This is a genomic window from Pseudomonas sp. B2M1-30 (assembly GCF_025447575.1).
Taxonomy (GTDB): domain Bacteria; phylum Pseudomonadota; class Gammaproteobacteria; order Pseudomonadales; family Pseudomonadaceae; genus Aquipseudomonas; species Aquipseudomonas botevensis.
In genome coordinates, this window is sequence record NZ_JAOEJT010000013.1 from 127,315 (window position 1) to 154,126 (window position 26,812).

The 26,812-nt window shown below is 61.2% G+C and carries 17 protein-coding genes; 10 read left to right on the top strand and 7 right to left on the bottom strand.

The features are described from left to right. Window positions 1-7 precede the first annotated feature (7 nt). Window positions 8-1,708, bottom strand: a complete 1,701-nt coding sequence (locus N8H74_RS22985; protein WP_217830496.1) for a glutamine--tRNA ligase/YqeY domain fusion protein — start codon at window positions 1,706-1,708, stop codon at window positions 8-10. A 263-nt stretch (window positions 1,709-1,971) separates the two neighbouring features. On the opposite strand from N8H74_RS22985, the gene N8H74_RS22990 reads away from it, so the two are divergent. Both N8H74_RS22990 and lpxH read left to right on the top strand, forming a co-directional pair. Beyond that, complete coding sequence (locus tag N8H74_RS22990) at window positions 1,972-2,475, top strand: peptidylprolyl isomerase (RefSeq protein ID WP_217830497.1); 504 nt, start codon at window positions 1,972-1,974, stop codon at window positions 2,473-2,475. Continuing rightward, window positions 2,472-3,218: a UDP-2,3-diacylglucosamine diphosphatase gene (gene lpxH, locus N8H74_RS22995; protein WP_262150526.1), complete on the top strand. Its 747-nt coding sequence runs from the start codon at window positions 2,472-2,474 to the stop codon at window positions 3,216-3,218. The genes N8H74_RS22990 and lpxH overlap by 4 nt, the downstream gene beginning before the upstream one ends. Window positions 3,219-3,390: 172 nt before the next feature. On the opposite strand, the gene N8H74_RS23000 is transcribed toward lpxH, so the two are convergent. The 4 genes from N8H74_RS23000 to N8H74_RS23015 all read right to left on the bottom strand — a co-directional run bounded on the left by N8H74_RS23000 (window position 3,391) and on the right by N8H74_RS23015 (window position 8,143). Next, window positions 3,391-4,920: a DHA2 family efflux MFS transporter permease subunit gene (locus N8H74_RS23000; protein WP_262150527.1), complete on the bottom strand. Its 1,530-nt coding sequence runs from the start codon at window positions 4,918-4,920 to the stop codon at window positions 3,391-3,393. Between the two features lie 65 nt (window positions 4,921-4,985). After that, entirely contained in the window at window positions 4,986-6,188 is a 1,203-nt protein-coding gene (locus tag N8H74_RS23005) for an efflux RND transporter periplasmic adaptor subunit (protein WP_262150528.1), read from the bottom strand. Window positions 6,189-6,203: 15 nt separating this feature from the next. Then, complete coding sequence (locus N8H74_RS23010) at window positions 6,204-7,673, bottom strand: efflux transporter outer membrane subunit (protein ID WP_262150530.1); 1,470 nt, start codon at window positions 7,671-7,673, stop codon at window positions 6,204-6,206. Next, the gene (locus tag N8H74_RS23015; protein WP_262150531.1) at window positions 7,670-8,143 is read right to left on the bottom strand and encodes a MarR family transcriptional regulator; all 474 of its coding nucleotides are present in this window, start codon (window positions 8,141-8,143) and stop codon (window positions 7,670-7,672) included. Before N8H74_RS23015 ends, N8H74_RS23010 begins: the two co-directional genes overlap by 4 nt. A 194-nt stretch (window positions 8,144-8,337) precedes the next feature. Between N8H74_RS23015 and N8H74_RS23020 the strand changes: the two genes are divergently transcribed. From N8H74_RS23020 to N8H74_RS23055, 8 genes are all read left to right on the top strand, one after another. Continuing rightward, a complete protein-coding gene (locus tag N8H74_RS23020; RefSeq protein ID WP_262150533.1) occupies window positions 8,338-9,309 on the top strand; it encodes a fimbrial protein in 972 nt (323 codons plus the stop codon). A gap of 55 nt (window positions 9,310-9,364) precedes the next feature. Beyond that, window positions 9,365-12,178, top strand: a complete 2,814-nt coding sequence (locus N8H74_RS23025) for an ATP-binding protein (protein WP_262150535.1) — start codon at window positions 9,365-9,367, stop codon at window positions 12,176-12,178. Next, window positions 12,165-13,352 (top strand): EAL domain-containing response regulator, encoded by a 1,188-nt coding sequence (locus tag N8H74_RS23030; RefSeq protein WP_262150537.1) that lies wholly within the window; start codon window positions 12,165-12,167, stop codon window positions 13,350-13,352. The genes N8H74_RS23025 and N8H74_RS23030 overlap by 14 nt, the downstream gene beginning before the upstream one ends. An 86-nt stretch (window positions 13,353-13,438) precedes the next feature. Next, a complete protein-coding gene (locus N8H74_RS23035; RefSeq protein ID WP_262150539.1) occupies window positions 13,439-16,618 on the top strand; it encodes a hybrid sensor histidine kinase/response regulator in 3,180 nt (1,059 codons plus the stop codon). Window positions 16,619-16,625: 7 nt separating this feature from the next. Then, a complete protein-coding gene (locus N8H74_RS23040; protein ID WP_217830507.1) occupies window positions 16,626-17,273 on the top strand; it encodes a response regulator in 648 nt (215 codons plus the stop codon). Between the two features lie 108 nt (window positions 17,274-17,381). After that, window positions 17,382-17,972, top strand: coding sequence for a fimbrial protein (locus N8H74_RS23045; protein ID WP_262150542.1), 591 nt, complete (start codon window positions 17,382-17,384; stop codon window positions 17,970-17,972). Between the two features lie 73 nt (window positions 17,973-18,045). Beyond that, the gene (locus N8H74_RS23050) at window positions 18,046-18,795 is read left to right on the top strand and encodes a molecular chaperone (RefSeq protein WP_217830509.1); all 750 of its coding nucleotides are present in this window, start codon (window positions 18,046-18,048) and stop codon (window positions 18,793-18,795) included. A gap of 85 nt (window positions 18,796-18,880) precedes the next feature. Next, the gene (locus N8H74_RS23055) at window positions 18,881-21,370 is read left to right on the top strand and encodes a fimbria/pilus outer membrane usher protein (protein ID WP_262150543.1); all 2,490 of its coding nucleotides are present in this window, start codon (window positions 18,881-18,883) and stop codon (window positions 21,368-21,370) included. Here the strand turns inward: N8H74_RS23055 and N8H74_RS23060 are convergent. Together N8H74_RS23060 and N8H74_RS23065 are read right to left on the bottom strand one after the other, a co-directional pair. After that, complete coding sequence (locus N8H74_RS23060) at window positions 21,367-25,041, bottom strand: translocation/assembly module TamB domain-containing protein (protein WP_262150545.1); 3,675 nt, start codon at window positions 25,039-25,041, stop codon at window positions 21,367-21,369. The genes N8H74_RS23055 and N8H74_RS23060 overlap by 4 nt on opposite strands. Then, window positions 25,038-26,765, bottom strand: a complete 1,728-nt coding sequence (locus N8H74_RS23065; protein WP_217830512.1) for an autotransporter assembly complex family protein — start codon at window positions 26,763-26,765, stop codon at window positions 25,038-25,040. Before N8H74_RS23065 ends, N8H74_RS23060 begins: the two co-directional genes overlap by 4 nt. Window positions 26,766-26,812: the final 47 nt, after the last annotated feature.

The following is a 26,812-nucleotide window of genomic DNA, read 5'->3' on the forward strand; positions in this document are numbered from 1 at the left end:
GACTTGATCACTGGCCCCACGAATCACGCAGGGTCACGGTACGGTTGAATACCGGCGCGCCCGGTTTCGAGTCCTTGATATCCGCGACGAAGTAACCTTCGCGCTCGAACTGGAAACGGTCTTCCGGCTGTGCGTCGCCCAGCGAGGGTTCGGCACGACAACCGGTCAGCACTTGCAGTGAGTCAGGGTTGATGTTGTCCAGGAAACTGGCGCTGTCTTCGGCCTTCTCCGGGTTCGGAGAACGGAACAGGCGATCGTACAGGCGCACTTCGCACTCGACGCTGGCAGCCGCCGGCACCCAGTGGATCACGCCTTTGACCTTGCGGCCTTCCGGGTTCTTGCCCAGGGTGTCCGGGTCATAGGAGCAACGCAGCTCGACGATATTGCCGTCGGCGTCCTTGATCGCTTCGTCGGCACGGATCACGTAGCTGCCACGCAGACGCACTTCACCGGCCGGTTCCAGGCGCTTGTAGCCTTTTGGCGGCTCTTCCATGAAGTCGTCGCGGTCGATGTAGATTTCCCGGGCGAACGGCAGTTTGCGCACGCCGAGTTCTTCTTTCTGCGGATGACGTGGCAGTTCGAGGTTGTCGACCTTGTCTTCCGGGTAGTTGGTGATCACGACTTTCAACGGACGCAGCACGCACATGGCGCGCGGGGCGTTCGCGTCGAGGTCTTGGCGGATGCTGAATTCGAGCATGCCGTAGTCGACCACGCCATCGGAGCGGTTGGTGCCAACCATCTCGCAGAAGTTGCGGATCGACACAGGCGTGTAGCCACGGCGACGGAAGCCCGACAGCGTGGACATGCGCGGGTCGTCCCAGCCATTGACGTGTTTCTCGTCAACCAGTTGCTTGAGCTTGCGCTTGCTGGTGATGGTGTAGTTCAGGTTCAGGCGGCTGAACTCGTACTGGCGCGGGTTGGCCGGCACCGGCAGGTGCTCGAGGAACCACTCGTACAGCGGACGATGGCTTTCGAACTCCAGGGTGCAGATCGAATGGGTGATGCCTTCGATGGCGTCCGACTGACCGTGGGTGAAGTCGTAGTTCGGGTAGATGCACCATTTGTCGCCCGTCTGGTGGTGATGGGCGTGGCGGATGCGGTACATGATCGGGTCGCGCAGGTTCATGTTCGGCGAGGCCATGTCGATCTTCGCGCGCAGCACACGGGCGCCGTCCGGGAACTCACCGGCGCGCATGCGGGCGAACCAGTCCAGGTTCTCTTCCACCGAACGGTCGCGGAACGGGCTGTTCTTGCCCGGCTCGGTCAGGCTGCCACGGTATTCCTTGGCCTGCTCGGGGGTCAGGTCGTCGACGTAGGCCTTGCCGGCCTTGATCAGCTCCACCGCCCAGTCGTGCAACTGGTCGAAGTATTGCGAGGCGTAGCGCACTTCGCCGGACCATTCGAAACCCAGCCACTTGACGTCGCTTTCGATCGCGTCGATGTATTCCTGGTCTTCCTTGGCCGGGTTGGTGTCGTCGAAACGCAGGTGAGTGACGCCGCCGAACTCCTGGGCCAGGCCGAAGTTCACACAGATCGACTTGGCGTGGCCGATGTGCAGGTAGCCGTTGGGCTCAGGCGGGAAACGGGTGACGATCTGCGTGTGCTTACCCGAGTCCAGATCCGCCTGGATGATCGGGCGCAGGAAATTGACCGGCGTAACAGGGCCGGTCTTGGAATTCGAGGTAGGGTCGACAGTGGGCTTGCTCATAGGATCCTTGAACGTACAGTGCGCGGCCGGGACACGGGCCTGACAAAACAAAGCCGCTATCATAGCCGATGCTGTCAAGCCGCTGACAGAGCAGGCCCAAAATCAGGTGCGTTTAATGCACCTGTTTTGAAAAACAGCCTCGAATTTCGCGTCTGTCACGCTAAACTGCGCACCTTGGCCGAAACAGGCTGAACCGGTTGCGGGGCCGAATGTCCCAAAACCACGAATTCCTTATAAATGCTTCACTTATAAAGAGCACGATCATGACCCAAGTCAAACTGACCACCAACTACGGTGACATCGTCATCGAACTGAACGCTGAAAAAGCCCCGGTCACCGCGGCCAACTTCATCGAGTACGTTAAGAAAGGTCATTACGAGAACGTGGTGTTCCACCGTGTGATCAAGGGCTTCATGATCCAGGGCGGCGGTTTCGAGCCTGGCATGCAGGAAAAGAAAGACAAGAGCCCGAGCATCCAGAACGAAGCCGACAACGGCCTGAAGAACGACAAGTACACCATCGCCATGGCCCGTACCATGGATCCGCATTCGGCATCGGCGCAGTTCTTCATCAACGCCTCCGACAACAGCTTCCTCAACCACACCGCCAAGACCGCCCAGGGCTGGGGTTACGCCGTATTCGGCAAAGTGGTTGAAGGCACCGACGTTGTCGACAAGATCGAAGGCGTTTCCACCACTTCCAAGGCAGGCCACCAGGACGTTCCAAAAGACGACGTGATCATCGAGAAAGCCGAGATCATTGAGTGATACTGCTGATTTCAGACTTGCATCTGGAAGAGGAGCGCCCGGACATCACCCGGGCGTTTCTGGATTTGCTCGCCGGACGCGCCCGCTCGGCGAGTGCGCTGTACATCCTGGGCGACTTTTTCGAGGCGTGGATCGGCGACGATGCCATGACCCCTTTCCAGCGTTCCATCTGCCAGGCCCTGCGCGAACTGAGCGACAGCGGCACGGCGATTTTTCTGATGCACGGCAATCGCGACTTCATGCTGGGCCAGGCCTTCTGCAAACAGGCCGGTTGCACCCTGCTGAAGGATCCGAGTGTCGTGCAGTTTTACGACGAGCCCGTCCTGCTGATGCACGGCGACAGCCTCTGCACCCGCGACGAAGCCTATATGAAGCTGCGCCGCTACCTGCGCAACCCGATCACCCTATTCATCCTGCGCCACCTGCCCTTGCGCACCCGGCACAAACTGGCGCGCAAACTGCGCAGCGAGAGCCGCGCGCAGACGCGGATGAAGGCCAATGACATCGTTGATGTCACGCCGGAGGTAATTCCGCAGATCATGCAGGAATATGGGGTGAAAACCCTGATTCACGGGCATACCCATCGCCCGGCCATCCACAAGTTGCAGCTTGGCGAGCAAGCGGCCAAGCGGATTGTGCTGGGGGATTGGGATCGTCAGGGATGGGCGCTGCAGGTGGATGAGAACGGGTTTGCGTTGGCGCCGTTTGATTTTGCGCCGCCGTTGGGATTGCCGCACGGCTGAAGCCCCACTCACCCCAGCCCTCTCGCCCAAGGGGGCGAGTGAGAAAGGGAGCAGAGCCTTGTGCTTTTCAAACCTGAGTTCGACTGAGGACTTTCAGGTCGGCGTACGTCGAAAGAACACCTGGGTCAGCCCCCTCTCCCTCCGGGAGAGCGGGCTTTGGCGCTCTGCCACCTTAATGCCCGGACGCCGCCGGCCCCGCCTTCGCCGCAAACGGCGGTTTCGCCAGCCACACAATCAGAATCAAGCCCATGAACCCCCAGCCCAGCAACGTGAAGTAATCCACGGTGGAGAGCATGTACGCCTGACTGGTCAGCACATGATCGAGTTGCGCATACGCGGGGTTACCCGCCCCGCCCAACTGGTTCAGCGCCTCGCGGGTCGCCGGTTCATAGGTGCTGATGCTTTCGCTCATGTAGGCGTGGTGCTGATCGGCCCGACGGATCCAGATCCAGGTGGTCAGCGACGCTGCAAAGCTGCCGCCCAGGGTCCGCAGAAAGGTTGCCAGGCCCGCGCCGTCGGCGATCTGGTGCGGTGGCAGATCCGACATCAGGATGCTCAGGGTCGGCATGAAGAACAGCGCCACGCCGATGCCCATGAACAGTTGCACCAGCGCGATATGCTGGAAGTCCACCTCGTTGGTGAATTCCCCGCGCATGAAACAGCTCAGGCCAATCGCCAGGAATGCAATTCCGGCCAGCAGGCGCAGGTCGAACTTGTGCGCGTACTTGCCGACAAACGGCGACAGCAGCACCGGCAGAATCCCGATCGGCGCCACCGCCAGCCCGGCCCAGGTCGCGGTGTAGCCCATCTGGGTCTGCAACCACTGCGGCAGGATCAGGTTGATGCCGAAGAATCCGGCATACCCCAGCACCAGCACCAGAGTGCCGATGCGGAAGTTGCGGTAAGCGAACAGCCGCAGATTGACCACCGGATGCCGGTCGGTCATCTCCCAGATCACGAACACCGCCAGGGCAATCGCCGAAATCGCCGCACCGATGAGGATGAAGTTCGATTCGAACCAGTCCAGGTCATTGCCCTTGTCGAGGATCACCTGCAACGCGCCGACCCCGATGATCAGCGTGATCAGGCCCACGTAGTCCATCGGTTGACGACTGGTGACCACCGGGCGCTTCGCCAACTGCGAACGCACGACCATCACCGCGAAGATCCCGATCGGCACGTTGATGAAGAAAATCCACGGCCAACTGTAACTGTCGGTGATCCAGCCGCCGAGAATCGGCCCGGCAATCGGCGCCACCACCGTGACCATCGCCAGTAACGCCAGGGCCATGCCGCGCCTGGCGGGGGGATAAACCGCGATCAATAGTGTCTGGGTCATCGGGTACAACGGCCCGGCCACCAGGCCTTGCAGGACGCGGAAGCCGATCAGTTCCGGCATCGACGTCGAAATGCCGCACAGGAACGACGCCAGAACGAACAGGATCGTTGCCCAGAGAAACAGCTTCACCTCACCGAACCGCCGGCTCAACCAACCGGTCAGCGGCAGCGCGATGGCGTTGCTTACGGCAAACGAAGTGATGACCCAGGTGCCCTGCTCCGAACTCACCCCCAGGTTGCCGGAAATGGTCGGCAGCGCCACGTTGGCGATGGTGGTGTCGAGCACTTGCATGAAGGTCGCCAGCGACAGGCCGATGGTGCTGAGCACCAGGCTGGGCGGCGAAAAAGAGGCGTTATTGCTCATCGCGAATCCTTTGGAACTCGGCAGGCGCCGCGTCCGTCACGGTACGCGGCGAAGGGATCGGCGAATCAGCGTTGCGCGGTCTTGCTGACCGCAGCGCTGTTGTCGTGGATCAACTGGGTGATCATGGCGTCGGCTTCGGCCAGTTGGCGGTCGTAGACGTTGGTGCTGAACGAGGCCTGTTGCGGCGGTTGCTGGGCCAGCACCGGACCGCTCTGGTCATACAGGTTGACTTCGACGGTGGTCGACAGACCGACACGCAGCGGATGTTTGGCCAGTTCTTCGGCGTTGACGTGAATCCGCACCGGCACCCGTTGCACGATCTTGATCCAGTTGCCGGTGGCGTTCTGCGCGGGCAGCAAGGCAAACGCGCTGCCGGTGCCGGCGCCGAGGCTGTCGACGGTGCCGTGGAATTTCACGTCGCTGCCGTAGATGTCGGATTCGATGTCCACCGGTTGGCCGATGCGCATGTCACGCAGTTGGGTTTCCTTGAAGTTGGCATCGATCCACACCTGATCCAGCGGAATCACTGCCATCAGCGCCGTACCCGGCTGCACCCGCTGACCGAGTTGCACGGTGCGCTTGGCGACATAACCGGTGACCGGTGCAATCAGCGTGCTACGAGCGTTGTTCAGGTACGCCTGACGCAGTTCCGCAGCGGCAGCCATCACGTCGGGGTGTGACGACACCACGGTGTCATCGACCAGCGCGCTGGTGGTTTTCAATTGTTGTTTGGCATTGGCCAGGGCGTTTTGCGCCGAGGTCAGGTCGTCACGGGCGTGGGACAGTTCTTCTTGGGAAATCGCCCCGCCGGCGGCGAGATTTTTCCGTCGGTTGAAGTTGTCCTGAGCCTTCTGCACTTCGGCCTGCTGGGCGTTGACCTGAGCCTTCATGCCGTCGACGTTGCTGTACAGACCGCGCACCTGACGCACGGTGCGCGCCAGTTTGGCCTGGGCACTCTGCAGACCGACTTCGGCGTCGTTCGGGTCGAAGTTGATCAGCACCTGGCCTTCATGCACCAGATCGCCATCATCGGCGCCAATGCTGACGACGGTGCCGGTGACCAGCGGTGTGATCTCCACCACGTTGCCATTGACGTAGGCGTCGTCGGTGCTTTCGGCCCAGCGTCCGATGTACTCGTAATACGCCCAGACGCCAGCACCGGCGAGAGCAACAACAAGGGCCAGCACCAGCAGCATCACTTTGCGTTTACGCGGATTGCCGGCGTCTTGCGGGTTTTCCTGGGTTTGGGTGTTTTCGGCAGTGGCCATGACAATTACCTTGAATTAGTTGTGCAGCGTGGCTGGGTTGGCGTTGGCTGCGGTCAGGGGTTCCCCCTGGAATCCGCCGCCCAGCGCTTGCATCAGTTGAATCGACAGGTCGATCTGCTCGGCATTCAGGGTCGCCAACTGGCGCTGGGCCTGAAGCAATTGCTGCTCGATGCTGAGCACGTCCAGGTAGTTGCCGATACCGGAGCCGTAACGCTGGACGACGGTGTTGTAGGAATCCTGGGCAACGTCGGTCGCGTGCTGCTGGGCGCCGATCTGGCGGCCGATGTCACGCAACTGGTTGATGGTGTCGCTGACATCGCCGAGGGCTTTCACCAGGCTTTTGTTGTACTGCGCCACCGCCAGATCGTAATCGGCGTCGCGCGAGTCGAGGTTGGCGCGCAGGCGTCCACCATCGAAGATCGGCACCGAAATGGTCGGGGCAATGTTGAAGAAGCGACTGGCCGAGCCGAACATCGCGTCACCCAACAAGGATTCGGCACCGGCGGCCGCCGTAAGGTTCAGGTTGGGATAGAACTGGGTCTTGGCCGCCGCAATGTCCTTGCTCGCCGCCTCGACGCGCCAGCGCGCCGCCACCAGATCCGGACGCCGTCCCAACAGTTCCGCCGGCAACACCGTTGGCAACGCCACGGCACTGGCTTGCAGGACTTTTGGCCGGGCGATTTCGTTGCCGCGATCCGGGCCTTTGCCGAGCAACACAGCCAAGGCGATTTTCGCGCTGTTCAGGCGTTTTTCGGCGTCGATCTGACTGGCTTCGGAGCTGGCTTCCAGGCTTTCGGTCTGCTGGAACTGGTACTGGCTGTCGATCCCGGAACTCAAGCGGCGCTGGCTCAGGTCGAGCAACTGGCGGGTACGCTTGAGGTCTTCATTGGCCAGGTCATAGACGATGTGCGCTTCACCGAGGTCGCTGTAGGCCCGGGCCACGTCGGCGGCGAGGGTCAATTGCGCGGCCTGGCGGTCGACTTCAACGGCGCGGGCCTGGCCAAGTGCGGCTTCCCAGGCGTCACGCTGGCCGCCCCAGAGGTCGAAGTTGTAATTGAAGCCGGCGCTGACGTTGCGCACGGTGGCGTAAGCATCGCCCTGCCCGCGAGGATCCTGATCCTTGGCCAGTCGCGAACGGCTGATGCCGGCGCTGGCGTCGAGGGTCGGATAACGCGCGGCATCGGCGGCGTACGCGGCCGCGTTGGCCTGATGGGCACGGGCATCGGCGATCTGCATGTCCGGGTTGTCACGCAGGGCTTCACGGATCAGGCCGTCGAGTTGCGGATCGCCAAGGCTGGTCCACCAGTCGCTTTTCGGCCAGGCCGCCGGGGACAGGGTCACGCCGTTGAGCGATTGCCCGGTCTTGAGGGTCTTGGCATCAAGGTTTGTGCCTTGGGTGTCGAGGCCGCTGTAGTTGGCGCACCCGGCAAGCATCATCGCCGACAGCACCAGCGTCAGGCTGCTGCGCAAGGTTTTACTGCTCATTTTTCACCTACCCGCAGAAGGGTGATCGGGTCACCCGCCGCCAGCAAAATTTTCTTGAGAATGTGTTCCAGGGTTTTCAACTCGTCCGGAGTAATCGCACCGGCCAGTTCATTCATCGCGTCGGCGCCGATGTACGGCAGGCGATCAGCCAGTTGCTGGCCCTGCTCCGTCAGCTTCAACTGCACCTGACGGCGGTCGCCTTCGCTGCGTTGGCGAATCAGGAAGTCTTTCTGCTCCAGACGATCGAGCATGCGCGTCATCGAACCGCTGTCCAGGGACAGGTGCCGACACAGTTCGGCCGGGGTATCGACCCCGTACTGCGCCATGATGATCAACACCTTGAACTGCGCGGCGGTGATGCCGTGGGGCTCCATGTGGATGTCGATGATCTTGTCCTTGAGCAGCGCGGCCCGGCCCAGCAACAGGCCGAGATGACAATGTTTGAATCCGTCCGGGGTGAAATGCTTCATTTGCGCACCTAATAACTGCCTAGGCAGTGAATGTATGTCGAAATATTACTGCCTAGGCAGCGAATGTCAAATGGAATAGTTAGCAGGCTTGGTAATCAGCCGATCAGCAGAAGGTTTCTCAGAATTGCCTGATGTCCATCGGCAGGCGGCGTGTTTAACGTACGGCGCTCTTTGGCCGACACGAACAGCCCTTCATGAAGCGTCTAAAACTGCAACGCCCCCTGCTCACCTTGGTCACGGCGACGTTGCTGACCTGCGCGGCGGACGCCCTGGCGGCGAACTGCACATTCGACGGCAGTCCCTCCACGCAAACACTTTCCTTCGGCGCAAGCCTGGCCAATGGTGGTCTCTCTATCCCCGCCGATACGCCTGATGGCACGGTGGTCTATCAGGACACCGCACAACAATCGTCGTGGCATTACTGGAGGTGCACGGCGACTTCGCAATATGGCGTGGCGGTCAATCCCGCCTTTGGCACCCCGGCCAGTTACGTCACGACCTTTCCCTTGGGCAAGACAGGGCTCTCGTTTCGGATCTGGATGGATATGCTGGATCGCTATGAGCCATCGCTGTTTGCGATAAGCCCGAAAGGCTACGGCATCGCCTCGGGCTCGGTACGCCTGGAAATCATCAAGTCAGGCCCATTGGCTGCGAATGTCACGGTTGCTGCCGGCAGCCTGGGGACCCTGCAATCAGGCGAGCTGATTCTGAATCGATTCAACCTTGCCAACTCCCTGGTGGTGAATACGGCCTCCTGCCAGACCCCTTCCGTGCCCGTTGCCATGGGCGATGACTACCAACTCAATGAGTTTCGCGAAGCTGGCGCACACGCTCGCACGGTGCGTTTCAACATCGGCCTGAACCAGTGCCAGACCGGCATCAAGAAAGTGACCTACTCGCTCAAGGCCAACACCCCGGTCATCGATGCGGCGAAAGGCATCGTCGCACTCAACGACAGTTCCACCGCCAAGGGCATCGGCCTGCAATTGATGAATGACGTCGGGCAGCCCATGGCCTTGAATACCACTTACCCGTTCAATGCCTTCACCACCACCGGCACGAGCTTCAAAATCCCCTTGACGGCGGCGTACTACCGCCTCGGGAAGGAGGAACCCCAGGCTGGCAGCGCCAACACCGAAGTGACATTCATCGTCAATTACCTGTGAAGCCTTTAAGGATCGTCTGATGTTCGCGGTGCCTGGCCGTCCCTAATGTGCCGGGATGAGATTGAAGAACTACCTGCACCAGATCAGCCCGTTCCTGTCCACGCCCCATGCCGCGCGTCGCCTGTTGCGCATCTTTGCGCTGGTGCTGCTGGTGGGGATTCTCGGCGGCGTCTACAGCTTCCTGCTGTTTACCTTCAATAACGAAATCTCCCAGCGGCGCAGCTACATGAGCAGCGCCATTGCCGAGGCCCACACGTTCTTCACCACTCGCGAAGCGCTACTGGAAAGCCTCAGTCTGTCGGCCACCCGGCAGACGGCATTGGACGCACCGCTTTCCGAGGAAGAGATTCGCCTGTTGCTGGGAAAGACACCGGGCAAGCAATGGAGTATCTGGCTGACCCAGCGCATGCGTGACTACCTCAATGCCCACAAGTTGAACCTGCTCTACGTCAGCAGTGGCGCCGAGGCTCAGGTATGGCGCCTCTACAACACGGCCCCCGCGACAGGTAATTTCCCCCGGGCGATGCTCGACCGCCTGGAAAACCTCAAGCGCCAGAACACCAGCGCCCTGCAGGAAATCTGGTTGACCCATACCTCGCGCGGGCATTCGCAACTGTACATTTTCATTCGCCTGGATGAACGCGACCTCGACTCCGGCTGGCTCGGCCTGGAAATGGACGACCGGGAAGTCTCCATCGCCCTGAGTGATCACAGCGCGGGCGAGTTCACCATGTTCAATTCCCAGGGAATGCCGCTGTTCAGCAACAGCCAGAAGCCACCGCCCGGGCAGAACCTGCCGCTATTGCGCCAACAGGATTTCTTCGGGTTTGTCGGGACTGGCTGGCTGCCCGAGCAGTTGGTGCTGCGCAAACAACTGAAGTCCTCGGACTGGCAACTCACCTATTCCATCGACTTGCCGGCCGTGCTCTGGGCACTCTGGCCGCAAATGCTCGGTGCGCTGGTGTTCTGTTTGCTGAGTATCAGCCTGGTGTGCCTGCTGACCCGGCGTCTGGAACATCGTTTCATCACCCCGACCCTGCACCGGATTCAGGCGCTGGTGGACAGTGAATTGTTCAGCCGCGACGTAATACAGACGGCCCCGGTGGCGCTCTGCGTACTGCGGCGCACCGATGGCCGGATCGTCCTGGAAAACACCCTCGCCCAACAATGGCTGGGACAGTGCAGCGAGCTATTGGGTCTTGGCTGGATTCGTGACGCGTTTGCCGATAACGCGCCTTGCCTTACCGATTATTTCGAGACTGCCGATGGCCGTCACCTTTACCTGAGCTGCGCCCCCACCCGCTACAAAGGTGAAGACGTTCTGCTCTGTGCCTTCAGCGATATCAGTGCGCGCCGGCAAATCGAAGCAGCGCTGGAGCAGGCACGCCAATCGGCCGACGCGGCCAACGAGGCGAAAACCCTGTTTCTCGCCACCATGAGCCACGAAATCCGTACACCGCTATACGGCGTGCTCGGCACCCTGGAATTACTCGCCCGAACCCAGCTCGATACCCAGCAGAAAAGCTACCTGCGAGCGATCGAAGGGTCGTCCGCCACTCTGCTGCAATTGATCTGCGACGTGCTGGATGTGTCGAAGATCGAAGCCGGGCAACTGGCCCTGGAGTTGAGTGAGTTTTCGGTCGTGACGCTGGTACAGGAAGTGGTGCAGGGTTACGCGGCAGCGGCGCAGAGCAAGGGCCTGCAGTTATTTGCCTGCTTCGATCCACAGTTGCCGGACAACCTGATCGGCGACGTCAGCCGCGTACGGCAGATTCTCAACAACCTGTTGAGCAACGCGGTCAAATTCACAGATTTCGGACGCGTGATATTGCGGGTCAAGGCACTGTCCCGAGAAGGCGAACGCGTCTGCCTGCAATGGCAAGTCTCGGATACCGGTCGAGGCATCGCCCACGCCGATCAGGCCTTTATCTTCGAACCGTTCTATCAGACCCAAGGCAACACCAACGTGGTGGCGGGCACCGGGCTGGGCCTGCCGATCTGCCTGCGTCTGACCCACTTGATGAACGGCACCCTGCGCATGGTCAGCGAACCGGGGCTGGGCAGCAGTTTCTCTCTCACCTTGCCACTTGAGCAACGTCCATGCCGCCAGTTACCTGAAGGCGCAATGGATCTGGCCGCCGAAAGCGTCTACGTGGTGTCACCGGTGCGCGAACTGGCCGAGAGTTTGAGCGGCTGGTTGCATCGCTGGGGCGCCCGTCCACAGATCGGCGCGCCAACCCATGGGGACCTTGCCGCCACAGGCGTGCTGCTTGAGCTGTATCCGACGCCCATGGAGCAGCGCGCGGACGTGCATTGGTCGGGGCCGCGGGTGCTGGCCAGCAATGATAGCGCCTGCGAACCGCAGTTCACCGCTGGCGGCTGGACAGCCAACCTGAATGATCTGGCCGCCATCCAACAAGCGGTTCGCCAGGCTCAGGGCGGACAGACTTCCCGGCGCCAGGAGCAAGGAGTGGCCCAGGTATTGCCGCCATTGCACCTGCATATCCTGGTCGCCGAAGACAATGCCATCAACCAATTGATCCTGCGCGACCAACTGCAGGAACTGGGCTGCACGGTGACACTGGCCAGCGATGGCGAGGAAGCCTTGTCGCGCTGGCACGACGACGCCTTCGATCTCGTCCTCACTGACGTCAACATGCCCAGACTCAACGGCTATGAACTGGCCAGGGCCTTGCGAGTCCTGGGCTGCACCACTCCCATCATCGGCGCCACCGCCAACGCCCTGCGCGGCGAAGACGCCCTGTGCCTGGCCGCCGGCATGAACCAATGCCTGGTCAAACCTTTTACGCTGCGAGCCTTGTCGGTTGCGCTGGCTCCCTACGAACGAGTCGCCCATGAAGTCCTTTAGCATTCTGATTGTCGAAGACCACCCTTTCCAGCAACTGTATCTGCAGAACCTGTTCAACGAGCAGGGCCTCTTCGACCTGGAATGTGCCAGGGACGGCGCAGAAGCCCTGGCTCGTCTGAACAGGCGTGATTTCGACCTGGTGCTGACCGACCTGCTGATGCCGGGCATGGACGGTGTGCAATTCATCCAGGGCCTCGCCGCGCAGCGCTCGCGCCCGGCACTGGCGATCATGAGCGCCGCCTCACGACGCATGCTGATGGGCGCCAGCCTGGTGGCGAGCAACCTGCAAGTGAAAGTCATCGGCCTGCTTTCCAAACCGGTGAATGCCGCCGCCCTGGGTTGCCTGATCGACCAGTTACAGGCGCTGCGCCAGACCGTGCCGGTCGAGGCTCACGCCGGGATCGACCGCCAGAGTCTGTTACAGGCCCTGGACAAGGGCGAACTGCAGGCCTGGTTCCAGCCCAAGAAAGCCCTTAACAATGGCCGCATCGTCGCCGCCGAAGCACTGGTGCGCTGGGTTCACCCCAAACACGGCACGCTGTTGCCCGGCCTGTTTCTGCCCGCCCTGATCGCTTTCGACCTCGAAGAACCCCTGCTGTGGCGGGTGCTGGAACAGGCGATGGCCGCCCAGGCCACATGGCGCCAGCAGGGCTATGACATTCCCGTATCGATCAACCTGCCGACACACCTGCTCAACAGCCACGACCTGCCCGACCGCATCCTCGCCTTCGTGCTGAAACATCAAGGTTTGCCGGCGCGGATCTGTTTCGAATTGATGGAATGCTCCGTGCCCGATGACATCAGCAACTTCTACGCTGGCGCGTGTCGCTTGCGGATCAAGGGGTTTGGTTTGTCCCAGGACGATTTCGGCAAAGGCTACAGCTCCTACATGAATCTGGTGTCGGCACCTTTCACCGAACTCAAGATCGACCGCGCACTGGTGCAGGGCTGCAACGCCAATGCGGAACTGGCCCAGGCACTGACCAGCATTGTCAGCCTCGGTCGGCAATTGGGCCTGACGGTCGTGGCCGAAGGCGTAGAGACTGCGCAGGAACTTGCTCTGTTGCGTAAAATCGACTGCACTCAAGTTCAGGGGTTCCTGATCTCCCATGCCGTGTCTTCGGATCAATTCCAGCAGTTGCTGACCCATGACGGGCCGGCGAACGCTTTTTGATCCGCCACCCGCCGTTGACACGCGTCACTTGCCATCGAGGTCACTGTGTCCAAAGGTTTTCCTTTCATTGCTGGCCAGGCGTTGTGATGCCGGACCCCAATGCTTTGCTCGATAAACTGGCCAGCAGCTCACAGCGCCTGAACAAAGGTTTGCTGGTGCTCGGTGCCCTGGTGTTGTTGCTGCTGGGCATCAGCTACGTGGGGGTGCAGCGCATGATCGAGGAACAGCACGATACCGTGCAGTTCCATTTCGCCCGGCTGATGGAAAACATCCGCGAACAGGAGGTGTTCCTGCGAGACATCTCGCGGGAAAGCACCAAGGTCGGTCAGCCGGCCTGGGCGGTCCTGCCCACCTATGTGCAAAGGCCTTTGCCTGACGAAGGGCCGAACATTTATGAAGGCCGGGGTCTGCCGTTTTCCCTGCCGTACAGTGTGAAGATCGATCCAGACAAGATTACCGCCAGCCAGTCCCCTAAAGTCTTCGCGCTGGGCACCTACCTGGCCGCCTACTACAGCGCATTCTGGGCGGCGTCCCATTATCAATCGCCGCAGGTGATATTGCTCAACGGCCCCGACAACTTCGATGTGGCCGTACCGGCTGCCGGGCGCGTGCGCGGCGCCATGGGGATGCAGGTGGGTGCGCTGGTCGAGGTGATGACTCAGGTCAACCAGCGCCTGCGGACGGAGAACGTCTCCTCCCCGGCTCATCAGGTGCATTGGGAATCCTTCCCTTCCACTCAGGATGACAAAGCCGCGCCGACCCTGCTGGCTTACGTCAACATCAATCTGGCCGAGACGGCACTGACCATCGACGGAGCCAGCACCTGGGTGGTGGTGGCCTCGCTGCTGAACCTGTCCCAGGTGAACAATATCGAACGGCTGCTGCAATGGTCGATCTACGACGACTTCACCTTGATCACACCCGGCGACAGAGTGCTGACCGGCGTGCCCAGAACCGCCCGGGCGCTGAATGACGGGGTGAATTTCACCCGCGACGGTCTGGTATTCAAGCTGACCAGCTCCGGCGAACAGCAGTGGACAGCGATCTATGTCATCAGTGTGCAGCGTTTTCTCGATCGCGCGCTCTGGCCGCTGCTATGTCTTTTCGCGCTGGTACTGGCGGTGCTCGGCTGTGGCCGGGCGCTCAATCGCTGGTATACGAACCAGGTCATCCTGCCCGCGCAAAGTGCACACGCCAGCATCGCCGAAAGCGAAGCCTTCAGCCGCGCCGTCATCGATACCGCCCCGACCGGCCTCTGTGTGATCCGTCGCAGTGACCATCGCGTGCTGCTGGAAAACCAGCGCGCCCAGCAATGGCACGACACCCGTGAACTCATCGGGCTGCTGGAGCAACAAGCGCCGACGGGTCACGGCGAGCTGGAGATTGACGGGCGCCATCTGCACGTCGCGTTCGTATCGACCCGTTATCAGGGACAGGACGCCTGGCTGTGTGCGCTGCATGATGTGACCCGACATGTTGAAGATGCAGCGGCGCTGGAAGTGGCCCGCCAGGCCGCCGACTCGGCCAACCAGGCCAAAAGCCGCTTCCTTGCCACCATGAGCCATGAGATTCGCACGCCTTTGTATGGCGTACTGGGCACTCTGGAACTGCTCGCCCTGACCCCGCTCGCCCCGCGTCAGCAGGATTACCTGCGCACCATCCAGCGCTCTTCCGCCACGTTGTTTCAGTTGATCAGCGATGTGCTGGACGTGTCGAAGATCGAGGCCGGGCAGATGACCCTTGAGCTTCAGACCTTCTGCCCGCTGGAACTGACCGAAGACATCGTGCGCACCTACGGCGCCTTTGCCCGCGCCAAAGGGCTGAAACTGTACGCCTGCATCGATTCGACACTGCCGGATCGACTGCGCGGTGACCCGCTGCGCATCCGACAGATTCTCAACAACCTGCTGAGCAACGCGATCAAGTTTACCGATAACGGTCGCGTGGTTTTGCGCCTCCAGGTCGTGCACAACACCGCAGGCCGCGCCGAGCTGCAATGGCAGATCAGCGACTCCGGCGTGGGTATTTCCCAGGCGCAGCAACAACAATTGTTCGACCCCTTCTATCAGGTCAACGAGGACGACCGTCACACGGGTGCGGGCCTGGGTCTGGCCATCTGCAAATGGCTGTGCGAGCTGATGCACGGCCAGTTGAACGTGGTCAGCGAACCCGGACTGGGCAGCAGCTTCACATTGCAAATCACACTGGAATGCGTACCGGGCAATCTGGACGATTGCCCGGCGTTCGTTGCCGGTACACCCGCCGTTCTGGTGCGGGCGCCAGTCTCTGAACTGGCGCAGCATTTGATCGCCTGGCTCAACCGGTTTGGTCTGGATTGCCGCCTGGTCACAACAGAAATGGCGCCGCCAGCGACGCTGCTGGTAGACCTCGTCCCCCTCGCCAACACCCCGCTGTGGAACGGTCCTCGGATCGTTGCCGTGCCAGGGGGACCTGATCCGGCGCAGTTGAAAGGCACTGACTGGGAAGTTGACGCCGATGATGTGCGTGCAATCGCCTGGGCGATTTACCAGGCGCAACATGGCGCCAGTACCCCGCGCCCATCCGCGCTCCAGCAAAAAAAACGACACTTGCATCTACGGGTGCTGGTGGCGGAAGACAACGTGGTCAACGGAGCGATCATCAAGGAGCAACTGGAGGCGCTGGGCTGTTCGGTGGTGGTGGCCGCGAATGGTGAGCAGGCCTTGGCACACTATGCGCCTGGCCGCTTCGATCTGCTGCTGACCGACGTCAACATGCCGATCATGAACGGTTACCGCCTGGCCGAGGCGCTGCGCCAGCGGGACACGACGCTGCCGATCATCGGCGTCACTGCCAATGCCCTGCGCGAGGAAGGCGAACGCTGTGCCGCTGTCGGCATGAACGCCTGGATGGTCAAGCCGCTGAACCTCGCGACCTTGCGCGCGCAACTGGAAGAGCATTGCAAAACGACGCTGGCTCCCGTCACCACCATGCCGCAGTTATCGCCGAAAATGCGCGAACTGTTTGTCTCGACCTTGCGCCAGGACATTCGAACCACGCTGGCCGCGCTGGACGCGGACGACGCCAGCCGTGTAGCGCAACAAATGCACAGCATGGCGGGAGCATTGGGTGCCGTGCAGCTCGAGGCCCTTGCCAGCACGTTTGTCGAGCTGGAATGTCGCCTGGCCGGCATGGCGGTGACAACGGCCCTGGCGGTGGAGGTGCGGCAAAATCTGGCGCGGCTGCATGACTTGCTCGACGCCCTTGAATCACTTCACTCTGGATGAATAGCCCATGGAATCCTTCAACGTTGTCATCGCCGATGATCATCCCATCGTATTGCTGGGGGTGCGGGAACTGGTCGAACGAGACAAACGCTTCAACGTGGTGGGTGAAGCCGTTTGTTCCAATGAACTGATCAGCCTGCTGGAGAGCCGGCGGGTGGACTTGTTGATCACCGATTTCAACATGCCCGCCGACTCGCCCTATGGTGACGGGCTAAAACTGGTGGAATACCTGACGCGACACTTTCCCGGTGTGAGGGTGCTGGTGCTCACCATGATTTCCAATCCTTTGATCCTGACTCGCTTGCAGGAACTCGGGGTACTGGCAGTCATTCAGAAAAATCAGCTGCACAATGAAATAGAGATTGCGCTCAAAGCGATTGCCAAGGGCAACCCGGTTCGCCACCAGGGGCCACCGCCAACCTCCGTGATGGAGGACGGCGCTGATCTGGAGGAGCGCTTTTCCCGACTGTCGCCCAAGGAGCACGAAATCCTGCGGCTATTCGTGCAGGGACAAGGCGTCAACGAAATTGCCCGTGGTTTGAATAGAAGTGCCAAAACCATTAGCACCCAAAAAGTATCGGCCATGCGCAAACTCGAAGTAAGCAGTGACCAGGAGTTACTGGCTTATTGCATAGAGCGCAACTTGTTCAACTGATTGAAAAACAATGCCAGTGCAATGGCAGTGCTTCTAGGAATCGTCTGATGTTGCACCGGGAACCCACGTTTTATCGTGTTGCTTTAACCCCACCAATGGAAAAGCAACATGAAAAAGCTGTCCCGTACGCTTCTCGCCCTTTCGATCTTCGCTGTTGCAGGAAATGTCCTGGCGGCCGACCCGGTTACCCCGACCAAGGCTGGCAGCGGCACCATCAACTTCACCGGCACCATCAATAACGATGCCTGCTCGGTTGAAGGCGCCGGGAAAAACAAAACCATCTCGGTAAACATGGGGGAAGTTTCGATCAAGGACATGGGCACCGCCACCGCGCCGAAAGGCAACGGGACGCTCAGCGTTGAAAACTTCGACATGAAGATCAACTGCAACGCCGGCACCAAAGTTGCCATGATCTTCGAACCGACCAAGGGTGGCGGTTCCGGCATCGAAGCCGGCACCAAGGTCTTGAAACTGGTTGAAGGCCTGGGGGCCGCCAAAGGCATCGGTATCGCCTTGCTCGACGCCAACGGCGCAGTCATCGATCTGACCTCGCCGTCCACCGCGCGAATCGAGAGCAACCTGCAAGACAGCAATACCACGCTGAAATTCTCGGCGGCCTACGTCACCACCGTTGAGCCGGCCCTGGCCGTTGCCGGTCGCGGTGACGCCACCCTGCCGTTCACCCTGCAATACGAGTAAACCGCACGATCCATTGAGCACTGTGCAGGGCCGACCCGCCCTGCACTTTTATTCACCTTGCGCGGTAATCCTCATGTTTTTACGTTCTTCTCTGTCCTTCTGCGTGGGTCTGCTGGGCCTGTTCGCCGTCAATCAGGCCATGGCCGGCATTTCGTTAAGCAGCACCCGACTGGTATTCGATGGCAAGCATAAAGAAGCCGGCATCACGGTGCGTAATAGTGGTGATGACGTGCTGATCCAGTCCTGGATCGACACCGACAACAGCGAAACCGGTGCAGCGCCCTTCGCCGTGACCCCGCCCCTGGTGCGCGTCAGTGGCGATGAACAGCAAATACTGCGAGTGATCTACGAGGGCACGGGTATGCCGGACGACCGCGAGTCGGTGGTGTGGCTGAACGTGCAGGAAATCCCCCGGGCAGCCAAAACCGAGAACACTCTGCAACTGGCGGTACGCCAGCGAATCAAGGTGTTCTTTCGCCCGGCCGGGCTGAAAAACAACGCCTACCTGGCGCCCACCGAGTTGACATGGCGGTTGGCCGAGCGCGCCGGCAAAAGTGTATTGGTGGTGAACAATCCCGGCCTCTATCACGTATCGATCGCCGATATCACACTGCAATCCGGTGCAATCAGCGAGCACCCGTTTGATTCGATGATGATCGCCCCGGGTGAACAAAAAGAGTTCGCACTCAAACAACTCAAGTCCATCAACTCGCCACGACTGTTATTCAGCAGCATCAATGACTATGGCGCGCAAGACCGTTATGTCGCGCAACTTTCCAGCCATTCCGATACGCGCGCCACGCCGAATAAAGAATTGCCATAACTTGCGCGCTGCTCTTATTGCCGCACTTTCACTGTATTTCTCTTCGCTCCGTTAGTTCGTATCGGAGGTGATATAGGGTTCCTGAATGTTTTTACTCAAGCGCGACGGACTGGCGCCTTTTTCGGTTGTTCTGGTTTGTAGCACCCCGTGTCTGGCCGACACCGATGAACAATTCAATACCTCTTTTCTGCAAGGCGCCTCGTCTTCAGTCGACGTGCAATGCCTGCTCGTCAACAGTCGTGTACTTCCGGGCACGTACCGGGTCGACCTGTACGGCAATGAAACCCTGGTCGGCCGCCGTGATATCGAATTTCGCCGCCACCCCGGCAGTGGCAAGGTCGAAGCCTGCCTGACCCTGGAAATGCTGCGACAGATCGGCGTCGATATCAGCAAACTGCAGGCGAGCGGCAAACTCGACGCCGCTGACACGAACGCTTGTCTCGACCTGCCCGCGCTGATCGACCACGCGACCGTGCGTTATGACGTGCCGCGCCTGCAACTGCTGGTCAGTGTGCCGCAAAGCGCGATGGAACGCGGTCGGCGCGGTTACGTCGATCCGGCGCTGTGGGACGAAGGCGTATCGGCGGCGTTTATCAACTATCAGGTGAGCAGCAACCGCAACAGCAGCGAGACTGACACGACGATTTCCAACAACGTCGGCCTGCGCAACGGTATCAACCTGGGCGGCTGGCGATTGCGCAACGAGTCCAACTTCAACAGCAGCACCGGCCGGCCGAGCACGTTCAAGAGCAACCGCAGCTATCTGCAACATGACGTGACCGCGCTTAAAGGACAGTTCAGTGCCGGGGACATATTTTCCGACGCCGACCTGTTCGACAGCGTGCGCTATCGCGGTCTGAAACTGGCTTCCGACGACGGCATGCGCGCCGACAGCGAGCGCGGTTATGCGCCGGTTATTCGCGGTATTGCGCAGTCCAGCGCCACGGTGGAAATTCGCCAGAACAACTACATTCTGTACACCGCCAACGTGCCGCCCGGCCCGTTCGAGATCAGCGACATCTACCCCAGCGGCTCCAACGGTGACCTGGAAGTGACAGTCATCGAAGCCGATGGCCAGCGCCGGGTGACGGTGCAAGCGTTTTCCAGCCTGCCGATCATGGTTCGCCAGGGCCAGCTCAAATACAGCGTTTCGGCGGGCCGCTACAACAGCAACAGCGATGACCAGCAGTCACCGCAATTTGTCAGCAGTACCCTGGCTTACGGCGTCAGCAGCAATCTGTCGGCGATTGTCGGAACTCAGGCGACGGAAAATTTCCAGGCGTTGTCCCTCGGGTTGGGACGCAACACGTCGATCGGCGCAGTCTCGCTGGATTTGACCCACTCCAGCAGTCGCACCTTCGGCCAGACCGTCAAGGGCAACAGCCTGCGTGCGCTGTATGCCAAGACATTCACCGGCACCGACACCAACTTCACCCTGGCGGCCTACCGCTATTCGACCGAGGGCTATCGCACTCTCAGCGAACACGTAGAGGAACTGAGCCGCGAAGGCGAAAAACGCACGGGCAACTCGAAAACCCGTACGGACCTGACCGTCAACCAGAGCCTGGGGCGCAACCAGCAATTTGGCAGCCTCTACCTCAATGCCAGTGACCAGCGCTATTGGGGGCGCGGTGGTTCGCAAAGCCTGTCGGCTGGATACAGCAACTACTGGGGCGAGGTGAGCTACAACGTTGGGGCCACCTATACCAAGGATGTCGGCAACTATGGCCCCTCGAACAACGACACCCTGATCAATCTGTCACTGTCGTTCCCGTTGGGTTCGAAACCTCGCGCACCACGAGCCTTCGTTTCTGCCAGCACGCAAAAAGGCAGCGACAGCACCCAGATGGGCGTGAATGGCTATTTTTCGCAAGACAGCGACAGCTACTACTCGGTGCAGGCGGGTAACAGCAGCACGGGTGGCAACAGTGGCTCGGCCAACATCAGCACACGGACGGCAGTGATGGACATCAGTGCCGGCTACAGCCAGGGCCGCGGATATGACTCGCAAAACCTCAACCTGGCAGGTTCGATCGTCGGTCACGCCGGTGGAATCAACCTGGGGCAAACCGTGGGCGAGACGTTTGCGCTGGCCCAGGTCGAAGGCGTGAAAGGCGTGAAGATCGCCAGTTTCGCCGGGGCCAGGACCGCCGGTAACGGCTTCGCCGTGGTGTCCAACGCGCAGCCGTATCGGGTGAACTGGATCAGTCTGGATACTCGCGATCTGGGCGGTGAATTCGAAATTGAAAACGCGACCCGGCAAGTGGTGCCGCGACGCGGTGCCGTGGTGCTGGCGCGTTACGCCAGCAAGACCGGCCGCCGGGTGCAGTTTGCCTTGTACGATGCCCGGCACCAGCCCATCCCGTTTGGCGCTTCGCTTGAGGATGGCACGGGCAAGCAACTGGCGATCTCAGACCCGAGCGGCAAGGCACTGGCATTGGTCGAAGACGATGCGGGAACGCTCACCATCCGTTGGCAGGGCCAGCGTTGCGAGGCAACTTACGCCCTGCCCGAGCGTGACAAGGCGTTGAATTACGAGCGGGCATCACTGGTGTGCAGCCCGCTGGCGCCTTAGAAATCCCGCTTGTAGAAGATGTCCAGCGAACTGGCGACGCCGCTGGCGGCTTCAAGGTAGACCTTTTTGCTCAGCTTGTAGCGCAAGGCGATGGTGTTGGCCGGTTCGAACACGCCGACGCCGTAGCGCAGGCTGAGTTTTTCGGAGATGTTGCCGCTGGCGACCACACTGGTGGTGTTGCCGCTACCCTGGGTGTCGAGCTGGAAGTCCTGAATACCCAGGTCTTTCGCCAGGCTGCTGGTCACCCCGGAACTGCCCATCAGGCCCAGCCCCAGCGCCGCCTGGGCGAGCATGTTGTTGTCCTCGCCGTTGGTGCTCAACGGCCGGCCAAGCACCAGATAGGACAGCGCCTGCTCCTGGCTCATCGCCGGTTCCGAGAAGATCTGTGTAGTCGGCTGCTCGGCGCTGCCGCTCAGACGAATACCGGCAATCACGTCATCGGTCTGGCGGATCGCTTCGATATCCAGGTACGGCTGATCGAGGGGGCCGGCGAACAACAGCCGCGCGCGCCGCACGGTCAGGCGCTGGCCGTAGGCGCGGTAACGCCCGTCGTTGAGCCACAACTCGCCGCGGGTGTCCATGTTGTCGCCGATGTGGACATGGCCTTGCAGGTTGGCGGTCAGGCCGAACCCGGCGAAGCTCAACTTGTCCTCGCCCACCACCACGTCGATGTCCATTTTCATGGCCAGCGGCGGTTTGCCCTCTTCGGTCTGCGCGCCGACGATGATCGTGTCGTCGGAGACTTTCACCGTCGAGGGCGGCAGCTCGCGCACGGTGATTTCGCCTCTCGGCACCTGCACCTTGCCGGCAATCTTCAACTCATCGCCGGCCATGGAAATCTTCAGGTCCGGCGCCACTTCCAGCTTGGCGTACGGCTCGACAGTCACCGGCAATTGCGTGCCCTTGAGCGCCAGATCCACCACCAGCGCCTGGCCCCAGGCGACGTTGCCGTTGAGACTGCCCCGCCCGGCCTTGCCGCTTTTCCAGCCGCCGTCCAGGCGTACCGACTCGCCGGCGATCACCGCTTGCAGTTGCAGGTTCTGCAGCTCCAGCGGCAGCTCCGGCCCGGACACTTCACCGTCACTGAGCTGCACGGTGCCATTGACCAGTGGTGCCAGCAGCCCACCGGAAATCGTGCCGCTGCCGTTCAGGCGCCCGGTGAGTTTCTCGACCATCGGCACAAACGGCCGCGCCACCGACAGATCCAGCCCGCTGAGGCGGAACGAGCCGCTCAACGGTTTGTTCTTCGGCAACGGATTGAGTTGTGCCTGGACCATCAGCTCGCCGAGTTTGCCGCCGACGAAGTTGAGGTCGGTGTCGATACGCTTGGGCGTGAGTTTGCTGGTGAGCTTGAGGGTCTGGTACGGGAAATCCAGCCATTGATCTTTTTCACGCATGCGCAGGGTGCCGCCGCTGGCGTCGATACTGATCACGCCGTTGGGACCGCTGGCCGGCAGGTCCAGTTGCAGGTCGGCGTTGAGCCGGCCCTGCCAGGCGAAATCCTTGGGCAACCATTGCGCCAGGCTTTCGATCGGGAATTGCTTGAGGTGGTAGCGCAGCTTCGGATCGGGCATCAGGCGCTGATCTTCGCCGCACAGGCTGGCATTGCCAGACATCCAGCAATGGGCGCCGAAGTTGATCTTGCCGTCGGCCAGCCGTTCGAGCCTGGCCGGGTTTTGCAGTTTCCAGTCCTGGCCGCCGGCCTGAATGTCACCGCTGGCCAGACGCCCGCGCCAGTTACCCTTGTCCAGATTGCCGTCCAGCCCCAGCGCCAGTTTCAGCTTCGGCCCGAGCAGGTCGAGGTTGAGTTTCTGGTTCCTGATATCGCCCTGGGCACTGGCGGTCAGCGTTCCGAGGGACGTGTCGCCGGCCTGAATGCCGCTGCCCTTGAGATCGATTTTCGCCCGTTGCGCGCTGTCGAGGGTGGCGTCGAGATTGAGGCTTTGCAGGCGATTGTCCTGGAACGCCAGTTGCGAACCTTGCAGGCCGAGCTTGCCCTGCGGCGCCTTGAGCGAACCGGCGACATCCACCCGCCCGTTGATCTGCCCGCGCAGTTGCGGCCAGAGCTGCGCCAGGCGTGGCAGCTTGATGTCGATCTGCCCGGCGAGTGTCTGTTGCAGGCGGCCCTTGCCGCTGATGCTGTTGTCGCCGAGGCGGATTTGCAGGGCGTTGAGGTTCCATTGCTCGCCGGCGCCGTCAGCCTTGGCTTGCAGCACCGCCGGTTGTCCGCGCAGCTTGCCTTTGATGTCGAGGTCGGCGTTCAGGCTCAGGCGTTCGTTCTTCATTTCGCCGCTGCTTTTCAACGGCCCGGCCAGAGTGCCCGGCAGTTCCGCCACCCAGTACGCCGGGTTCAGCGCCGACAGTTCCAATGCGGTATCCCAGGCGATGCCGTCGGCGAACGTCACGTTCACATGGCCCTCGGCCTTGCCTTGCCCGGCTTCGAGTTTGAATTGCGGCAGGAAGATCTGCTTGAGGTTGCCACTGAACGGACTGCTCAGACTGAACGCCCCCGCCGGGCCATCCAGTGCCGCGGCGAAGTTGCCGAGGTATTGACCGTCGGTGTAGGACACTTCGCCGTTGAACGTACGCAACGCGACTTGCGGCTCGTCAATCTCGGGATACAGCCGATGCCACGGGAAGTCCTGCCAGTTGATATTGGCCTGGGCGCTGAGGCCTTTGCTCCAGTCGACATAGCCGGTGAGCTTGAGGCTTTGCTTGTCGTTGGCGTTCAGATCGAGGCCGGCGATCTGCGCGCCCTTGGCGTCGACCTTGCCGTTGAGCAGCAGCGCCACCGGTCCCTGCTCGGCGGGCAGCGTGGCGTTACCGAGCAACTGGTAACCGTTTTTCAGGTCGCCCTCGCCGGTCAGCACCAGTTGATTGAGTTGCAGGGTGTCCGGCAGATCGGCGCTCGGTTTGAATCCGTCGCTGGTAATCCGCACCTTGGCCGGCAGGTTTTCCGCCAGCGGTTGCAGCTCGCCGCTCAACTGACCGTCGAGATAGCCCCGGCTGTCGGCGTGCAGGTTGAGGGTTTTCAACAGATCGCCATCGACCTTCAGCGCCAGCGTCCACGGGGCGCTGCCCGGCGCCGGCAGGGTCAGTTGCCCCTCGATGTTCAGCGGCCAGTTGCCGGTCGGTTGCAGCAGGCCGGACAGGTTCAGGCTCAAATCGTCGCGTTGCAGTTTTACGCTGTCGATCTGCATGCCCTTGGCCGTCCAGTGCGCCGCCAGTTGCAGATCCTTGAGCTGTTCGCTGCCGTCGAGCAGCAGGCTGCCGATCTGCACGTCGCCCAGTTCGATGGCGAGCGGCAATTGCAGATCCGGCAGCGTGATCGGGCCGCTTTCCGTGCTTTGGGCACTCGGCGCGAATTGCAGGATGACTTGATCGGTCTTGAGCTGATCGATGCACAGGGTCATGCGCGTCAGGCACAACGGCGACCACTCGAAGATCGGCTTGTTCAGCTCGACCCGGTTGCCGTCCTGCTGCCACAACAAATGATCGGCGCTCCATTGCCCGCCGAGCCGGCCCTGGAAATTCTCCACGCTCAGCCCCGGCACCCGCTCCAGCGCCCAGCGACTGCCGGCCTGGGTGCCGAGCACGGCGGCCAGGCTCAGCACGACCAGCAACAGCAGCGACAGAATCGCCAGCAACGTTATCGTCAAACCACGTTTCACAGCTCAGGCCCCATGGAAAAGTGCAGCCGGATGCCGCCGTCGTCGTCCAGTGCATGGGCCAGGTCGAGGCGGATCGGCCCCACCGGTGACACCCAGCGCACACCGATACCGACCCCGGTCTTGAGGTTCGGCAGTTCGAGTTTGTTGAAAGAGTTGCCCTGATCGACGAAGGTCGCGACCCGCCACTTTTCGGCGATCGAATATTGATACTCGACGCTGCCGGCCACCATGTAGCGCCCGCCAATGCGGTCGCCCTCAGAGTTTTCCGGGGACAGGCTCTGGTAGTCGTAACCGCGCACGCTCTGATCGCCACCGGCGAAGAAACGCAGCGATGGCGGCACCGACTTGTAGCCGTTGGTGGCGCTGCCGCCGACCTGCACGCGGCCGAGGAAGCGGTGCTTGTCGAACACCGTGGTCAGGCCTTTGATCAATGCCGTGCCATACACCAGGTTGTTGTCCGAGCCGAGGCCTTCCTTGGCGACCTTGCTTTCGAAGGTCAGGCGATAGCCGTTGTGCGGGTCGATGCGGTTGTCGCTTTTCAGGTAGGAATAGCTGACGCCGGGCATCAGCAAGGTGCTCAGGCCGGAGTCGTCGCCCAGTTGATATTCCTCGCGCTGCCACTTCAAGGAAATCACCCGCTGCCAGCCGCTGGGCAACTTGCTGTGCCATTCCGGGCCGAGCGTAAGCAGTTTGCTCAAGGTGTCGGAGCCGTCGATGTCTTCGTACTGGTAACCGGCCGCCCAGCGCAGTTTGTCGGTCAGCGGCGGATCCAGCGGAATGTCATAGAACACCCCGACGTTCTGCCGGGGCGCCGAGAGTTCGGCTTCCCAGCCATAACTGTCGCCTTGCGCATTGACCCAATGGCGAGTCCAGTTGGCCTTGATCCGCGGGCCGACGTCGGTCGAATAGCCGAGGCCCAGGCCCATGGTGCGCGGTTTGCGGGTGTCGAGTTTGACCGCCACCGGGATCACGTCATTCTTCGCGGCGGTCGGCGCGGCATCGACCCGCACGCCTTCGAAATAACCACTCGATTGCAGGGCCTGGTTGAGTTCGGCGATCAGTTCCGAGTCATACGGCTCGCCCGCCTTGAACGGCACCATGCGTTGCAGCAGGTCTTCATCGAACGGCGTGTCGCCCTCGAAACTGACGTTGCCCAGGGCATAACGCGGGCCGCTGTCGTAGATCAGTTCAACGTCGGCTACTCCGGCACGCGGGTCGACCAGCAGTTTCTGGCTGGTGAAATGCCCGCTGAAGAAACCGAAGCGCGAGGCCTGGTTCTGGATCAGCCGCTTGGCGTCTTCGTAACGGCCATGGTTGAGCACCGCGCCGGGCTTGAGCACGTCACTCTTGGGGACTCGAAAGGATTTGAGCGAGGCGGCCGGGCCATCGACGCGCACGGTGACGTTGCGCAGACGGATCGGCTCGCCGGGATCGATGGTCAGCACCAGGCGCGGCTTCTCGCCGCCCTTCACTTCGCTGTCGATTTGCGGCTGGTAGTAGCCCAACGCCTGGGCGGCCTTGCGCGCCTGCTCTTCGGCGCCACGACTGAAGCGCTGCAAGGCTTCTTCGTCACGATCGCCGAGGCTGCCGATATAGCCTTCTATATTGGCCTTGAGCTCATCGTTGGACGGTTTGACCCGCACATCCAATTCACTTTGCGCCAGGGCTGCGACACTGGTGAACAGCATCAGCAAACCGCTGGTAAATCTTCCTGGAAACTTCATAGGCGCGGATGCTATCACGAGCTTGGGAGCGTGATAGAGCCTGGGGT

What these genes read in the sequence shown, in the direction of transcription:
- N8H74_RS22985 (WP_217830496.1), bottom strand. Translation starts at nt 1,708, where the DNA reads ATGAGCAAGCCCACTGTCGACCCTACCTCGAATTCCAAGACCGGCCCT.
- N8H74_RS22990 (WP_217830497.1), top strand. Translation starts at nt 1,972, where the DNA reads ATGACCCAAGTCAAACTGACCACCAACTACGGTGACATCGTCATCGAA.
- N8H74_RS23000 (WP_262150527.1), bottom strand. Translation starts at nt 4,920, where the DNA reads ATGAGCAATAACGCCTCTTTTTCGCCGCCCAGCCTGGTGCTCAGCACC.
- N8H74_RS23005 (WP_262150528.1), bottom strand. Translation starts at nt 6,188, where the DNA reads ATGGCCACTGCCGAAAACACCCAAACCCAGGAAAACCCGCAAGACGCC.
- N8H74_RS23010 (WP_262150530.1), bottom strand. Translation starts at nt 7,673, where the DNA reads ATGAGCAGTAAAACCTTGCGCAGCAGCCTGACGCTGGTGCTGTCGGCG.
- N8H74_RS23015 (WP_262150531.1), bottom strand. Translation starts at nt 8,143, where the DNA reads ATGAAGCATTTCACCCCGGACGGATTCAAACATTGTCATCTCGGCCTG.
- N8H74_RS23020 (WP_262150533.1), top strand. Translation starts at nt 8,338, where the DNA reads ATGAAGCGTCTAAAACTGCAACGCCCCCTGCTCACCTTGGTCACGGCG.
- N8H74_RS23025 (WP_262150535.1), top strand. Translation starts at nt 9,365, where the DNA reads ATGAGATTGAAGAACTACCTGCACCAGATCAGCCCGTTCCTGTCCACG.
- N8H74_RS23030 (WP_262150537.1), top strand. Translation starts at nt 12,165, where the DNA reads ATGAAGTCCTTTAGCATTCTGATTGTCGAAGACCACCCTTTCCAGCAA.
- N8H74_RS23035 (WP_262150539.1), top strand. Translation starts at nt 13,439, where the DNA reads ATGCCGGACCCCAATGCTTTGCTCGATAAACTGGCCAGCAGCTCACAG.
- N8H74_RS23040 (WP_217830507.1), top strand. Translation starts at nt 16,626, where the DNA reads ATGGAATCCTTCAACGTTGTCATCGCCGATGATCATCCCATCGTATTG.
- N8H74_RS23045 (WP_262150542.1), top strand. Translation starts at nt 17,382, where the DNA reads ATGAAAAAGCTGTCCCGTACGCTTCTCGCCCTTTCGATCTTCGCTGTT.
- N8H74_RS23050 (WP_217830509.1), top strand. Translation starts at nt 18,046, where the DNA reads ATGTTTTTACGTTCTTCTCTGTCCTTCTGCGTGGGTCTGCTGGGCCTG.
- N8H74_RS23055 (WP_262150543.1), top strand. Translation starts at nt 18,881, where the DNA reads ATGTTTTTACTCAAGCGCGACGGACTGGCGCCTTTTTCGGTTGTTCTG.
- N8H74_RS23065 (WP_217830512.1), bottom strand. Translation starts at nt 26,765, where the DNA reads ATGAAGTTTCCAGGAAGATTTACCAGCGGTTTGCTGATGCTGTTCACC.